Origin of the sequence: Streptomyces sp. NPDC059861 (assembly GCF_042731435.1) — a bacterium.
Lineage (GTDB): Bacteria > Actinomycetota > Actinomycetes > Streptomycetales > Streptomycetaceae > Streptomyces.
On record NZ_JBHWJQ010000058.1, the window covers coordinates 19,747 to 34,126 of the forward strand.

General features: G+C 73.6%; 14 protein-coding genes. 4 read left to right on the forward strand and 10 right to left on the reverse strand.

The genetic code is table 11. The features are described 5' to 3' along the window. The first annotated feature begins 1 nt into the window (after position 1). The 4 genes from cbiQ to ACFV6X_RS33500 all read left to right on the forward strand — a co-directional run bounded on the left by cbiQ (position 2) and on the right by ACFV6X_RS33500 (position 3,333). Positions 2-763: a cobalt ECF transporter T component CbiQ gene (gene cbiQ, locus ACFV6X_RS33485; protein ID WP_385390019.1), complete on the forward strand. Its 762-nt coding sequence runs from the start codon at positions 2-4 to the stop codon at positions 761-763. Further along, a complete protein-coding gene (locus ACFV6X_RS33490) occupies positions 751-1,512 on the forward strand; it encodes an energy-coupling factor ABC transporter ATP-binding protein (RefSeq protein ID WP_385390020.1) in 762 nt (253 codons plus the stop codon). Before cbiQ ends, ACFV6X_RS33490 begins: the two co-directional genes overlap by 13 nt. A gap of 121 nt (positions 1,513-1,633) precedes the next feature. Continuing rightward, positions 1,634-2,080, forward strand: coding sequence for an organic hydroperoxide resistance protein (locus ACFV6X_RS33495; protein ID WP_385390021.1), 447 nt, complete (start codon positions 1,634-1,636; stop codon positions 2,078-2,080). An 89-nt stretch (positions 2,081-2,169) separates the two neighbouring features. Continuing rightward, positions 2,170-3,333 (forward strand): serine hydrolase domain-containing protein, encoded by a 1,164-nt coding sequence (locus ACFV6X_RS33500; protein ID WP_385390023.1) that lies wholly within the window; start codon positions 2,170-2,172, stop codon positions 3,331-3,333. Positions 3,334-3,351: 18 nt separating this feature from the next. Here ACFV6X_RS33500 and ACFV6X_RS33505 read toward each other — a convergent pair whose 3' ends face one another. From ACFV6X_RS33505 to fabG, 10 genes are all read right to left on the reverse strand, one after another. Next, positions 3,352-4,308, reverse strand: a complete 957-nt coding sequence (locus ACFV6X_RS33505) for an NAD-dependent epimerase/dehydratase family protein (protein ID WP_385390025.1) — start codon at positions 4,306-4,308, stop codon at positions 3,352-3,354. Positions 4,309-4,484: 176 nt separating this feature from the next. After that, positions 4,485-5,411 (reverse strand): nuclear transport factor 2 family protein, encoded by a 927-nt coding sequence (locus tag ACFV6X_RS33510; protein WP_385390027.1) that lies wholly within the window; start codon positions 5,409-5,411, stop codon positions 4,485-4,487. A 69-nt stretch (positions 5,412-5,480) separates the two neighbouring features. Beyond that, a complete protein-coding gene (locus ACFV6X_RS33515) occupies positions 5,481-5,711 on the reverse strand; it encodes an acyl-CoA carboxylase subunit epsilon (protein ID WP_385390028.1) in 231 nt (76 codons plus the stop codon). After that, positions 5,708-7,354: an acyl-CoA carboxylase subunit beta gene (locus ACFV6X_RS33520; RefSeq protein WP_385390030.1), complete on the reverse strand. Its 1,647-nt coding sequence runs from the start codon at positions 7,352-7,354 to the stop codon at positions 5,708-5,710. Before ACFV6X_RS33520 ends, ACFV6X_RS33515 begins: the two co-directional genes overlap by 4 nt. Positions 7,355-7,364: 10 nt before the next feature. Then, the gene (locus ACFV6X_RS33525; protein ID WP_385390031.1) at positions 7,365-8,174 is read right to left on the reverse strand and encodes a 4'-phosphopantetheinyl transferase family protein; all 810 of its coding nucleotides are present in this window, start codon (positions 8,172-8,174) and stop codon (positions 7,365-7,367) included. Then, entirely contained in the window at positions 8,171-8,620 is a 450-nt protein-coding gene (locus tag ACFV6X_RS33530) for an acyl carrier protein (RefSeq protein WP_385390032.1), read from the reverse strand. Before ACFV6X_RS33530 ends, ACFV6X_RS33525 begins: the two co-directional genes overlap by 4 nt. A 74-nt stretch (positions 8,621-8,694) precedes the next feature. Beyond that, positions 8,695-10,113 (reverse strand): MFS transporter, encoded by a 1,419-nt coding sequence (locus tag ACFV6X_RS33535; protein WP_385390033.1) that lies wholly within the window; start codon positions 10,111-10,113, stop codon positions 8,695-8,697. Between the two features lie 4 nt (positions 10,114-10,117). Further along, positions 10,118-12,427 carry an SDR family oxidoreductase gene (locus ACFV6X_RS33540; RefSeq protein WP_385390034.1) on the reverse strand — a complete coding sequence of 770 codons (2,310 nt, stop codon included), beginning with the start codon at positions 12,425-12,427 and terminating at the stop codon, positions 10,118-10,120. A gap of 2 nt (positions 12,428-12,429) precedes the next feature. After that, the gene (locus tag ACFV6X_RS33545; RefSeq protein ID WP_385390035.1) at positions 12,430-13,374 is read right to left on the reverse strand and encodes an aromatase/cyclase; all 945 of its coding nucleotides are present in this window, start codon (positions 13,372-13,374) and stop codon (positions 12,430-12,432) included. Between the two features lie 37 nt (positions 13,375-13,411). Continuing rightward, positions 13,412-14,197, reverse strand: coding sequence for a 3-oxoacyl-ACP reductase FabG (gene fabG, locus ACFV6X_RS33550; RefSeq protein WP_385390037.1), 786 nt, complete (start codon positions 14,195-14,197; stop codon positions 13,412-13,414). Positions 14,198-14,380 lie beyond the last annotated feature (183 nt).

Consider the following 14,380-nt stretch of genomic DNA (forward strand, 5'->3'; position numbering starts at 1 on the left):
CATGGGTGCGAGCCACGCCCACAAGCTCTACCGGCGGGCGTCGTCACCCGTGCACGCCCTGCCGCCGCACACCAAGCTCGCGGCGACCTTCGCCTTCGTGGTGGTCGTGGTGTCCACCCCGCGCGAGGCGATGTGGGCCTTCGGGGCGTACGCCGTGCTGCTGGCGGTGGTGGCCGGGATCGCGCACGTGCCCCCGCTCTTCTTGACGAAGCGGCTGCTGATCGAGGTGCCGTTCGTCGCGTTCGCCGTGCTGCTGCCGTTCGTGGCGGAGGGCGAGCGGGTCGAGGTGCTGGGCATGTCGCTCAGCGTCAGCGGACTGTGGGGCGCCTGGAACGTGCTCGCCAAGGGAACCCTGGGCGTCGCCGCGTCCGTCCTGCTGGCCGCCACCACCGAGCTGCGGGAGCTGCTGCTCGGCCTGGAGCGGCTGAAGCTGCCACCGCTGCTGGTACAGATCGCGTCCTTCATGATCCGGTACGGCGATGTCATCAGCGGCGAGATGCGGCGGATGCGGATCGCGCGGGAGTCGCGCGGCTTCGAGGCGCGCGGCCCGCGGCACTGGGGGGTGCTCGCCAAGTCGGCGGGCGCGCTGTTCATCCGGTCCTACGAGCGCGGCGAGCGGGTCCATCTGGCGATGGTCAGCCGGGGGTACTCCGGTGTCATGCCGGTGATCGACGAGGTGACCGCGTCCCGGGCGCAGTGGTCGTACGCCCTCGCCCTGCCGTGTGCCGCCCTGGTCGTCTGTCTGCTGGGATGGGTGCTGTGACTGAATCTTCCCTGGAGGTCTCCGGCCTCGCCTTCGCCTACCCCGACGGGCATCAGGCCCTGTTCGGCGTGGACTTCCGCATCGGGCGCGGCGAGCGGGTCGCGCTGCTCGGGCCGAACGGTGCCGGCAAGACCACGCTGGTGCTGCACCTCAACGGCATCCTCGGCGGGGGCACGGGCTCGGTGCGGGTCGCCGGGCTGCCCGTCGAACGCGCCCACATGGCCGAGATCCGGCGCAAGGTCGGGATCGTCTTCCAGGACCCCGACGACCAGCTCTTCATGCCGACCGTCCGGGAGGACGTGGCCTTCGGGCCGGCCGCGGCAGGGCTCAAGGGGGCGGAGCTCCAGGCCCGGGTGGAGCGGGCGCTGGAGCAGGTCGGGATGGCCGGGTTCCAGGACCGCCCGCCGCACCATCTCTCGTTCGGGCAGCGGCGCCGGGTGGCCGTGGCGACCGTGCTCGCGATGAAGCCGGAGATCCTGGTGCTGGACGAGCCCTCGTCCAACCTCGACCCCGCCTCGCGGCGCGAGCTCGCGGACATCCTGCGCGCGCTGGACGTGACCGTGCTGATGGTCACGCACGACCTGCCGTACGCCCTGGAGCTCTGCCCGCGTGCGCTGATCCTCAGCGAGGGCGTGATCGCGGCGGACGGGCCGACCGGCGAACTGCTCTCCGACGACTCCCTGATGCGCGCCCACCGCCTGGAGCTGCCCTTCGGCTTCGACCCGCGCTCGGTGACGACGGGCGTGTGAGGCGGGACCCGCCCGGGACGCCCCAGGTTGCTACCCCCTGGTAACAACGTCGGGCCCCGGCCAGTACCTTGTGCACGAAGTAGTTGCCGGGTTCACGTTCTTCACCTGGGGAGGGCCACCCTTGACCGACGGTACCGCCACCGACACTCGCCCGCGGAAGATCACCTACGTCGCCGAGGCCACCTCGCACGGCGGCCGTGAGGGCTATGTCACCAGCCAGGACGGACAGATCGAGCTGAAGGTGGCGATGCCGCCGGAACTGGGCGGCGACGGCAACGGCACCAACCCGGAGCAGTTGTTCGCGGCCGGCTACAGCGCCTGCTTCCACAACGCCCTGATCCTGGTCGGCAACCGGTCGGGCTACGACCTGGCCGGTTCCACGGTCGCCGCGAAGGTGGGCATCGGCCCCAACAACCGGCGCGGCTACGGTCTCGCCGTCGCCCTGAGCGTCTCGCTGCCGGTCCTCGACCCGGACATCGCGGCGAAGCTGGTGGACGAGGCCCACGAGGTGTGCCCGTACTCCAACGCCACCCGGGGCAACATCGACGTCACGATCCTGCTGGGCTGAGGCGGACCGGCCCGGGGGCAGGAATCGCGGGCCGGCCGTCGGCGTTGCATCGCATGTCAGGGCACCAGTGGAGTGGACGGAGTACGGACGTGGACGTGAACGGCACAGTGGCCGAGGGCTTCGAGCCGGTCAGGGCGGCGTTCGCGCGGAACTTCGAGGCGCTCGGCGACCGGGGCGCCGCCGTGACCGTCTACCGGGAGGGACGCAAGGTCGTCGACCTGTGGGGCGGCACCAAGGACGTCGACGGTACGGCTCCCTGGGAGCACGGCACGGCACAGATCGTGCGCTCGGCGACCAAGGGCGTCGCCGCCGCCGTCCTCCTGCTGCTGCGGCAGCGGGGCGAGCTGGATCTGGACGCGCCGGTCGGTGCGCTGTGGCCGGAGTACAAGGCGGCGGGCAAGGAGCGGACCCTCGTACGGCATCTGCTCTCGCACCGGGCCGGGGTGCCCGTCCTGGACCGGCCGCTGACCGTGGCCGAGGCCGCCGACCCGGACCTCGGCGCGGCGGCGGTGGCCGCCCAGGCGCCGGTGTGGACGCCGGGGAGCGAGCACGGGTACCACGCGCAGACGTACAGCTGGCTGGTGGGTGAGGTGGTGCGGCGGGTCACCGGGCGGTCGGCCGGGGAGTGGATCGCCGACGAGATCGCCGGGCCGCTCGGGGCCGGGCTGTGGCTCGGGCTGCCGGAGCGGGAGGCGGCGCGCGTGGGCCGGGTCGGCAAGGTCGAGGGCCAGGACGCGGCCAACGCGCTCAGGACGCGGCCCAAGCGGGCGGTGTCCGACGCCTACGCCGACCCGGAGTCCGTCACCCGCCGGGCCTTCGGCGCGATATCGCCGCTGCCGGACGAGAACGACCCCGTCTACCGGGCCGCCGTCCTGCCCGCCTCCAACGGCATCGCGACGGCGGACGGGCTCGCCCGCTTCTACGCCTCGCTGATCGGTGAGGTGGACGGCGGGGTGCGGCTGTTCACCCCGGAGACGGTGGAGCTGGCGCGCGGGGAGCAGTCGGCGGGGCCGGACCGGGTGCTCGTCGTCGGGACCCGCTTCGGGCTCGGGTACATGCTGCACGGCAGCGCGTCCCCGCTGCTGTCCGACGCCTCCTTCGGTCACCCCGGCCGCGGCGGCTCGCTGGGCTTCGCCGACCCCGAGTCGGGCATCGCCTTCGGCTATGTCACCAACGGCTTCCGCAAGAGCGTGACGGCCGACCCGCGCGCACAGGCCCTGGTGCGGGCGCTGCGGGGCGTGGTGACCGGCTGAGGCCCCCGCGGGCAGGGGCTACGGCGCGTCGGCCAGGGCCCGCCGGTACCAGGGGGCGCATTCCTTGAACGCCACGGGGAAGGCGGCTCCCGGGGTGGTGGTCAGCCGGGACCACAGGGCGCTGGTGTCGTACCAGCGGTCGACAGTGACCAGGGCCAGCGGGCGCCGGGCGCCGGGGCCGTGGGCGTCGAGGCGGGCCAGCGCCTCGTCGAGAGTGATCTCGCCGCCGGGCAGGGGCAGGTCCAGGGCGCCGCAGACGGTCGTGAGGAGTTCCCGCAGGGTCACGGGCTCGGGGTGCGCGGCGTGCAGGACACCGGGGGCCGGCGCCTCGGGCGCGCGCGCCAGCTCGGCCAGGACGCGGGCGAGGACGGGCGCGGAGATCAGGGAGAGCCGGGAGCCGGCGCCGTCCACCCAGTGCGGCACGCGGCGCAGCAGCTGGACGAGGCCGGGCACGACCCAGGTGTCGCCCTCGCCGTAGACGAGGAACGGACGTACGACGGTGCCGCCGGCGGCCAGGACCAAGCGTTCGCCGGCGAGGCGGGTCTCGCTCGTCGGGGAGACCGGTGCCTCGGCGATCCGGCCCTCGCGCTCGCCGCGGTGCGGTCCGTCGCCGTAGACGGCGGCGGTGCCGAGCTGCACGATCCGCCGTACGCCCGCCCTTGCCGCCTCCGCCAGCAGGGCGCGGGTGCCCTCCTCGTTGACGGTCCGGCACTCCTCGGGGCTGCCGCCGACACGGACGGCGAGGTGGAGGACGGTGCCGACGCCGTCGCAGACGCCGTGCAGCGAGGCCGGGTCGGCGAGGTCGCCGTGCACGCTCTCCAGACCGGCGCCGGTGTCCTCGGGGCCGGGGCGGCGATGGGTGAGCAGACGGAGGACGGGGCCGTGCGGGGCGGCACCGGCGGCCCGCAGCAGCGGCACGACGTGCGAGCCGATGAAACCGGTGCCGCCGGTCACCAGGATGCGTTCGGGGCTCAAGTGCGGCCTTCCGCCGGGGGGTCGGTGAGCGGTGATCAGGACGTACCGTCGCGCCGGTTCCCTCGCGGTGGTCCCGTCGCGTCACCTTTCTACACCGACGGCCCGTCTGGCAAGGGGACTTGGGCGGGGCGGATGCCGCCGCCCGTCGGTGGCGGCACGCCCGCGTGCCGGAGCGCCTACACGGACGCCGGGGCGGCTTCCCGGCGTTGCGCGTGAGTGAGCAGGTCGTCGAGCGTGGCGGCGAGTTCGCTGATCGACTGCTCGCGCAGGAGGTGGTGGGTGGGCACCGGGATCCGCAGCGCGTTCTCCAGCTTGCGCTGGAAGGCCAGGGCGGTGAGGGAGTCGATGCCCTGGGCGTAGAGGGGGCGGTCGCGGTGGACGCGGTGGGCGGGCGGGACGTCGAGGTACGTCTCCAGGGTGCGGGAGACGAACGACTCGATGGCCCGCAGCCGGTCCTCGCCCGAGGCGGTGCGCAGGGCGCCGAGGTCCACAGTGGCGGCGGAAGTCCGTGACACGGTGTCGTCCTTTCGGGGTGTGGGGGCGGTGCGCGGGCGGGGCTGGGAGCTGCGCAGGGCGGTGGGTGCGGGACCCGGGCGCGGCCCCGCCCCGTCGGACCACACCAGGTGGAACCGCCAGCGGCTGATCCGCCAGCCCTCCGGGGTGCGCACGGTCTCGCCCTCGCTGTAGCCGCCGATGTCGAAGCGACCGCCGGGGTCGGGGCCGTCATCGTGGTGGACGTGGGAGGCGAACAGGTGGACCCGGACGCGGGCAGTGTCGCCGTCCAACGCGATGCCGTAGTTCGAGGCCAGGTGGTGGCTCCGGGCGAAGCGCGACTTCCGGTCGAAGTGGAAGGCGGCCGCGGTGCCCAGGCCGCGCACCGTGCCGACCGGGAACTCCAGCCGGCAGTCGTCCGTGAAGACCGTACGGGGCCAGCTCTCGTCGTACCCGTCGGCGTCCTGGGCGTCGAGCAGGGTGACGTACCGGTCGATGAGCTCGGCGATCTCGGCCCGGTCGGTCAGTTCGCCCAGCCGCTCCCGCAGCGCGCCGAGTTCGGCCCGCGGGAGCGTGACGGTGTCGGTCTGTTCGTGGTGCGGGGAGGTCATGGGGAAGAAGCTCCGTTTCGGCAGCGCCCCTTGCTGAGGGGGCGGTCTACGGCACCTGTGGCGGAGCGCCTACGCCGCCCGGCTGCCCGACACCCGCCACCCCCGTGGGGCGCGGTGCGCCGGGACGCGTTCCGGGCGGCGCCAGGCCGCCGTGGGGTGGGGGGCCTGGTCCTGCAGGCCGGGGCCGACGGCCGCGAGGGCGGCGGCACGGGAGAGCAGCACGCTGGTCAGGGCCGCGAGTTCGGCCGGTGTCGCCGTGCCCTTGACGACCTTGATGACCGGCGCGTCCCGCGTGCTCACTGCGGCGGGTTGCCGTGCTTGCGGCACGGCAGGTCGGCCTGCTTGCTGCGCAGCATCGACAGGGCGCGGACGAGGGCCCCGCGGGTCTCCCGGGGGTCGATCACATCGTCGATCAGGCCGCGTTCGGCGGCGTAGTAGGGGTGCATCAGCTCCGCCTGGTACTCCTTGATCTTCTGCGCGCGGGTGGTGTCCGGGTCGTCCGAGCCGGCGATCTCCCGGCGGAAGATGACGTTCGCCGCGCCCTCCGCGCCCATCACCGCGATCTCGTTGGACGGCCAGGCCAGCGCCAGGTCGGTGCCGATGGAACGGGAGTCCATGACGATGTACGCGCCGCCGTACGCCTTGCGCAGCACCAGCGAGACGCGCGGCACGGTGGCGTTGCAGTAGGCGTACAGCAGCTTGGCGCCGCGCCGGATGATCCCGTTGTGCTCCTGGTCGACGCCCGGCAGGAAGCCCGGCACGTCGATCAGGGTGACGATCGGGATGTTGAAGGCGTCGCAGAACTGCACGAACCGCGCCGCCTTCTCGCTGGCGTCGATGTCGAGCACCCCGGCGTAGGAGGCGGGCTGGTTGGCGACGATGCCCACGACCTCGCCGTCCAGCCGGGACAGCGCGCAGACCACGTTGGTCGCCCAGCCCGGGTGGACCTCGAAGTAGTCGCCGTCGTCGACGATCTCCTCGATCACGGACCGGATGTCGTACACCCGGCTCGGGTCCTCGGGCACCAGGTCCAGCAGCCGGTCGGTGCGCCGGCCGGCGGGGTCGGCACTCGGCGCCCGGGGCGGCAGGTCGCGGTTGTTGGCCGGCAGCAGGGAGAGCAGGTGACGGACGTCCTCCATGCACGTACGGACGTCGTCGTAGGCGAAGTGGGCGACGCCGGAGGTGGTGGCGTGGACGTCGGCGCCGCCGAGGTCGTTCTGGGAGATCTCCTCGCCGGTCACCGCCTTGACCACGTCGGGTCCGGTGATGAACATCTGGGCGATGTCGCGGACCATGAAGACGAAGTCCGTCAGGGCGGGACTGTAGGCGGCGCCGCCCGCGCACGGGCCGAGCATCACGCTGATCTGCGGGATGACGCCGGACGCGCGGGTGTTGCGCTGGAAGATGCCGCCGTACCCGGCGAGCGCGCTGACGCCCTCCTGGATCCGGGCGCCCGCGCCGTCGTTGAGCGACACCAGCGGCGCGCCGGCCGCCATGGCCATGTCCATGATCTTGTGGATCTTCTGGGCGTGGGCCTCGCCGAGGGCGCCGCCGAAGATGCGGAAGTCGTGCGCGTAGACGAAGACGGTACGGCCGTGGACCGTGCCCCAGCCGGTGATCACACCGTCGGTGTAGGGACGTTTCTTCTCCAGCCCGAAGCCGGTGGCCCGGTGCCGGCGCAACATCTCGACCTCGGTGAACGACCCCTCGTCGAGCAGGAGTTCGATCCGCTCATGGGCGGTGAGCTTGCCCTTGGCGTGCTGCCGCTCGGTGGCCAGTGGATCGCCGTGCCGGGCGGCCTGCTTGATCAGGCCGAGTTCCTCCAGCCGTTCCGCGGCGCTCCACTGACCGCGGTGCTCACGGTCGTGCAGGCTCGGCCGGTCGGCGGCTTTCTGATCGAGGGCCTGGTCGAATTTCTGGTCGGGTTTCTGGTCGGTCGTCATGTGGTGCCTCTCACGCTCCCCAGTCACGTTCATGCGTGGTCATGCCGTCGGCGTCCAGGTCCACCGTCCCGCCGGCGTACAGCGCGGTGGGCGGCACCCAGCGCACGGTGACCCGCTCCGGGGGCCCGCCCAGCACCGCGACGGCGGCGTTGTGGCGGGGCCCGGACGGCAGGTCCAGCAGCGTCCAGCCGGACGGGCGGCGGCGCCGGTCGGCCCCGAGGTAGTCCCGGCCCGGGTCCCGGGACAGGCCGGTGCCCAGCGCCTTGAGGTAGGCCTCCTTGCGGGTCCACATCCGCCCGAAGAGCTCACGCCGCTCCTCGACCGGCAGGCCCGCCAGCTCCTGCTGCTCCCCCGGGTGCAGCGCCGGGGCGCACACCTCGACGGTCTCGTCCCTCGGCAGCCGCTCCACGTCGGCACCGAGCACGGTGGCGGCGACGGCGACCACGGCCACGCCGTGGCTGTGCGCCAGGGAGAAGTGCAGCGGCGGGTCGGGGTGGGCGACGGCGGGCCGTCCGTGCGGCTTGCCGCAGCCGGGACAGGGCTCCCGCACGAACGGCACCGCACGCGGCGCCAGGCCCAGATAGACGCCGAGCAGCCGGCGCAGCGCGACATGCGCGGACGCGTACGTGATGCCGTCGGTGGGGCGGACGAAGGAGGCGGTGCGCCGGCGTTCCGCGTCGTCCAGCTCGGACAGGTCCAGCAGCTCGGCCGCCGTCTCCAGCCGGGGCCGGCGCACCAGCCACACGTCGAGCTGCCCCGGCGCCGGCAGCCGCGTCCTCGCGGTCTCGGGGCCCTCGCGGACCACCAGCTGGGGGATCACGTCGTGCCCGGCCCGTCGTGCGACACCCGGTGGACGCCCTGCCCGCCGCGCTTGTGCGGGCTGTCCCCGGGGCCGAGCTGCCCGGACAGGCACTCGATGAGTTCGGCGGCGCTGTTGGCGCGCAGCAGCATGTTGAGGTTGACGTCGAGGTGGAGGGCCGCCTCCATCCGGCGCTGGAGTTCGAGGCCGTTGATGGAGCCGATGCCGAGGCTGTTCATCGGGCGGCCCTCGGTGTCGATGGTGTGCGGCGGCACCCGCAGCACCCGGGCGAGTTCGGCCCGTACGTAGGAGTCGATCAGCCGGACCCGCTCGGTCTCGCCGCAGGCGGCCAGGTGGGCCGGGTCCGGCGGGTCCACGTCGACGACGGTGTCCTGCTCGAACTCGTAGTCGAGGTCGTCGAAATCGTCGAGGTCGTCGAAGACCCAGGTCTTCGTTGTCTGGTCCATGGGCGTGCCCCGTTGGGAGTGGTGGGTAGAGGGAGGGAGGGAGGGCGGGGGTGGGCCGGCCGGGCCGGGAGGGCTCAGCGGCGCCTGAGGCCGGTGAGGCCGACGAGGGTTCCGAGTCCGCCGAGCACGGCCACGAGCAGCAGCGCGGGCCGGCAGGCCTCGACGGCCTCGGCCGCGGTGGCGCCGGGGACCGCCGCGGAGGCGAGCAGCGCGGCGACCGCGGCGACCGCGATCGCCGCGGCCAGTTGTACGGCCGTCTGGTACTGGCCGCTCGCCGCGCCCCGCTCGCCCGGGCTCGGCCCCGAGGTCGCCTGCATGTTCAACGCGGCGAAGGACAGCACGAAGGCGGCCCCGACCAGCAGCAGGGTCGGCAGCAGCCGGGCGGGGTAGTTCAGCGGCCAGGCGGGAGCGAGTTGGAGCAGGTACCCGGTGAACGCGCAGGCGGCGCCGGCCGCGATCAGCCGGGGTGCGCCGTAGCGGGCGACCAGGCGCCCGGAGGCGAGCGCGGTGAGCGCCGGTGGGGCGGCGGCCGGGACCAGGGCCAGCGCGGCCGTCGACGGCGGCCAGCCGGCGATCGTCTGCATCTGGTGGGTCAGCACGAACAGCAGGCCCAGGTAGGAGCCGTTGAGGCAGGCCGCGCCGAGCGCCGAGCGGATCAGCGCGGCGTCGCGCAGCGGTCTCACCAGGGGTTCGGGCGTGGTGCGTTCGACGACCGCGAAAGCCACGAGCAGCAGCACGGCCGCGGTGAGCGGCCCGGCGGCCCGGGGCGCGGTCCAGCCGTGCGCGGGCACGGCGCCGATGCCGTACACCAGGGCGAGGAGCGCCGCCGTGAAGGTGACGGCGCCGGTGAGGTCGTAGCGGCGTGGGGTGCCCCTCGCCGGGGCCCGCTCCTCGCCCGGGATCAGCCCCAGACCGAGGGCGAAAAGGATCAGCACGACCGGGGCCGGGAACGCGAAGGCCAGCCGCCAGCTGATCTCGGTGAGCCAGCCGGACAGCAGCAGTCCCCCGGTGAAGCCGCCGGCGCCGAACAGGGCGTAGACGGACACCGCCCGGTCGCGGGGCGGGCCCTGCGGGAAGGCGGTGGCGATGATGGCGAGGCCGGTGGGGGCGGTCAGCGCCGCGCAGAAGCCCTTGACCAGACGGGTGGCGACGAGCAGTGCCGGTTCCTGGGCGAGCGCGCTGAGGGCGGAGGCGGCGGCGAAGACGAGCAGCGCCGCCAGGTAGACCCGGCGGCGCCCCAGCAGGCCCACCACCCGGGCGCCGAACAGCAGCAGGCCGCCGAAGCCGACGGCGAAGCCGGTCATCGCCCAGTGAACGTCCGTCAGGGGCAGCCCGAGGTCCGTGCCGATCGAGGGCAGTGCCACGACCGCCACGGACACCTCGAGCGCGTCGATGAGCATGTTGCCGGCGAGCACGAGCAGGAGCCCCCACAGCCGGGGGTTCCACCGCCCGTCCCCGGTGCCGACCGCGGGCGCGGGGTGCGTCCTGGTCATGGCGTCACCCCAGGAGGGTGCCGCCGCTCGCGTCGACGAAGGAGCCGGTGACCCAGCGGGCGTCGTCGGAGACGAGGAAGGCGACCACGTCGGCGACGTCCTGCGGTTCGCCGACCCGGTTGAAGGTGGACAGGGCCGCCATCGCCTCGACGGCCTCGGGGATGTCGAACAGCGCGTTGCCGTTGCGGGTGATGCCGGGGGCGACGCTGTTGACGGTGATGCCGCGCGGGCCGAGGGCCTTGGCGTAGTGCAGCGCGAGCTGCTCGACGGCTCCCTTGCTCATGGCGTAGGCGATCTCGTCGGGGTTGGCGAACCGGGTCAGGCCCGAGGAGATGTTCACGATCCGCCCGCCGTCGGGCATGTTCGTCAGGGCCCGCTGGACGATGAAGAACGGCGCCCTGGCGTTGACGGCGAAGATCCGGTCGAACATGTCCGGCGTGGTGTCCTCGGGCTTGACCCCGCCCATCACGCCCGCGTTGTTGACCAGGATGTTCAGCTCGGTGGAGCCGGTGCGCTCCTTCAGGCCCTCCTCCAGGGCGAGGAACAGCTCGTGCACGTCGCCGGGGGCGCCGAGTTCGGCGCGGACGGCGAACGCCCGGCCGCCGTCCCGCTCGATCCCGGCGACGACGTCGGCGGCCGCGTCCTCGTTGGTGCCGTAGTGCACGGCGACCAGCGCGCCGTCGCGGGCGAGCCGCTCGGCGGTGGCCCGGCCCATGCCTCGGCTGGCGCCCGTGACGAGCGCCGTCCTGCCGGTCAGGTTGCCCATCTTCCTTCTCCTGACGTTGTGTTGACGGTTGGGGTGCGGGATGCGGGAGGTGCTGGGGGTGGGCACGGCGGGTGCGTCCGGCGTGAACCATCGGGCGAGCGCCGCCGCGAGGCCGTCCGGGGTGTCGCCGGCCCAGGAGAGGTATCCGTCGGGGCGTACGAGCAGGGCGGCCACGTCGGGCAGAGCGCCGCCCCCGGCGGGGCGGGCCGTCACGGTGTCGACGGCGCCGGACCAGGCCCGCGCCACCTCCGCGAACGGCTCCCCCGCACCGGTCAGGACGAGCAGCACGCCGCGTGCCTCGCGGAGCAGGTCCAGGGTGGAGCACGGCCCGGTGGCGCCTACGAGGTCCGCGTCGGGCAGCCGCGCCCCGACGAGCGCGCCCTCACCGTCCGTGCCGTACCGCACGTCGAGGCCGCTGATCATGCCCGCCAGGTGCGTCCGCACCCGCTCGTACGAGGTCAGCTCGCCGAACACCGAGCGCAGCGCCTCCACCTCCGGCCCGCCCAGCAGCAGCCGGGCCTGGGCACGGATGTCGGACAGGACCCGGCGGCCCACCGCGTGCCGTTCCTCGTGGTAGGTGTCGAGCAGTCCCTCGGGGGCGCGCCCGCGCACGGTCGCCGCCAGTTTCCAGCCGAGGTTGACGGCGTCCTGAAGGCCGAGGTTGAGGGCCTGGCCCCCGATCGGCATCTGCTGGTGGGCGGCGTCACCGGCGAGCAGCACACGACCCAGGCGGTAGCGCGCCGCCTGCCGGGAGGCGTCGCCGAAGGAGTTGACCCACAGCGGAGTGCCGTGAGCGATGTCCTCGCCGGTGACCTCCCGCCAGGCGTCGACGATGTCGGCGAAGCGTGCCTCGCCGGCCCGTGGCGGGGTGCCGAAGCGGTGGACCATCACGCGGGTCACACCGTCGCCGCGCCGGGCGGCGATGGCGAGCCCGTTCGGCAGCCGCTGGAACCGCCGGGCGGGTATGTCGATGCCGTCGACGTCGGCGCGGATCAGCTCCCGCTCGGCGTCGTCGCCGGGGAAGTCGACGCCCGCGAGCCGCCGTACAGCCGACTGCTCGCCGTCGCAGCCGACGACGTACCGCGCGGTGAACGCCACCTGCCGCCCGGCGTGCCGGGCCGTCACCGTCACTTGATCCTGGTGCTGGGTCAGTCCGGTGACCTCGTGGCCGCGCAGCACGCGGACGCCGAGGCGGGCCGCGCGGGCGCCGAGGAGTTCCTCGGTGCGCACCTGCGGCACCTTCCACTGCCCGGGGTAGGGGCTGGGCAGCGTGAGGTCCATCGGCAGCCCGCCGAAGTGGCCGCGTGGCTCGTGCGGCGGCAGCGGGTCGCCGAAACCGTCCGGCCCGTCGAGCAGTGCGCGCTGCTTCAGCAGCTCCATGGTCCGTGCGTGCAGGGTGGAGGCCCGCGACTCGGTGGTGGGGGCGTCCAGCCGTTCCAGTACGGTCACGTCGGCGCCCCCGAGCCGCAGCTCCCCGGCGAGCATCAGCCCCACGGGTCCGGCGCCGACCACGACGACGTCCGTCACGGCAGCGTCGGCGCCGGCCATGGTCAGCGCCTCGCCTCGGCGTACGCCTTGGCGTGGCCGAGGGTGGCCCGGCTGTTGGTGCTCAGCGCCGAGCGCACGTACTCCCGGGCCTCGGCGACGCCCGCCCCGGGCCCGAGGATCTTCTCGATGTTCTCCGGGCGCAGCACGACGGTGTGCTGCGAGGAGGCGGTGCTGCCGGTGCCGGTGTCGGCGAACGTCCAGTAGCCGGTGTGCAGGTTCATCAGGGCCGGCAGCGTGGTCTGCTTGTAGGCGATCTTCCGGCCCTCCAGGCACACCCGGTACGACCGGGTGGTGTGGGTGGAGCCGTCCTTGGCGCGGGTGTCCATCTCCAGGGTCTGCAGGCCCGGGGAGTCCTCCGTGAGCCGGACGGTCGCCACGTGCGGCAGCCGCTCGGACCACAGACCGGCCTCGTTGACGAAGTCGTAGGCGTCCTTGGCGGAGCCCTCGACCTCGACGGTGTCCTCGAAGGAGAACGTCAGCTCCTCGGAGGCGGTTGCGAGTTCGACGTTGCTCTTCAGGGCCGCGAGTTCCGAGCGCGAGTTGCGGTCCACGGCCTCGTCGATCCACTTCAGGCTCGCCGGGTCGTCGTCGACGGCCGTGTAGTCGTGCAGCAGCCGCACGCGCGAGGTGCTCTCGTCCTGCGGCTCGATGATCCAGGTGCCGCCCATGGTGGCGACCGGAGGGGTGGAGACCTGCTGGCGGAAGGTGATCCGCAGGGCGTCCGGGTCCAGGACGCGGCGCGAGGTCCAGTTCTTGGGCTCGCCATTGGCGGTGGCCCAGATCCGGATCAGCTCCTCGTCGCCGGAGCGCTCCAGGTGGTCGACGTAGATGGTCGGGGGGAAGATCCGCGGCCAGTTCGCCACGTCGGCGATCAGGCGGTAGACGTCGGCGGCCGGGGCCGAGATCGTGATCTCGTGCTCGACTTCCCGCGGCTCGGATGCGGACATGCGTGAACTCCTCGAAAAGGTACGGGTGGCGGGCGGATCAGAAGTTGCCGAGGCCGCCGCAGACGTTGAGGGCCTGCGCCGTGATGGAGGCGGCGGTGTCGGAGGCGAGGTAGCCGACCAGCCCGGCGACCTCCTCGGGGGTGGAATAGCGGCCGAGCGGGATCTTCGCCGTGAACTTCTCCATGATCGCGTCCTCGGTGGTGTCGTAGGCCGCCGCGTAACCGGCGCGCACCCGCTGCGCCATGGGCGTCTCGACATAGCCGGGGCAGACCGCGTTGACGGTGATGCCGGTGGGGGCGAGCTCGTTGCCGAGGGCCTTGGTGAAGCCGACGACGCCGTGCTTGGAGGCGGAGTAGGGGGCGCCGAGGACGACGCCCTGCTTGCCGGCCGTGGAGGCGATGTTGATGATCCGGCCACGGTTCTTGTGCCGCATGCCGCCGGTGGTGAGGGCCGCGCGGGTGAGCCGGAAGACGCTGTTGAGGTTGGTCTCGACGACGTCGTACCAGAGTTCGTCGTCGATGTCGGCGGTGACGCCGCCGCCCGACCGGCCCGCGTTGTTGACCAGGACGTCGACCGGGCCGAAGCGGTCCACGGCGGCCTGGACGAAGCTCTCGATCGACAGTGCCGAGCGCACGTCGAGGGTGCCGCCGTCGACGTCGAGGCCCTCGGCGGTCAGCTCCTTGACGGTCCGGGCGACGTTGTCGGCGTCACGGGAGCCGAGGAAGACGCGGTGGCCCTGCTGGGCCAGCAGCCGCGCCACCGCGAGGCCGATTCCGCTGGTGGCCCCGGAGACGAGGGCGACCCGCTCGTGCTTGTCGGACATGTCTGCTGCTCCCTTGTCGCGATGTGTGGGCATGTCTGGGCATGTCGGGGGGGGTGGGGCGGGGGCCCCCCCCGGGGGGGGGGGCCCCCCCCCCCGGGGGGGGGGGGGGGGGGGGGGGGGGGGGGGGGGGGGGGGGGCGGCGCCCGCGGCCGGGGCCCACACCCCGAGCACGGGGGGGGCCAT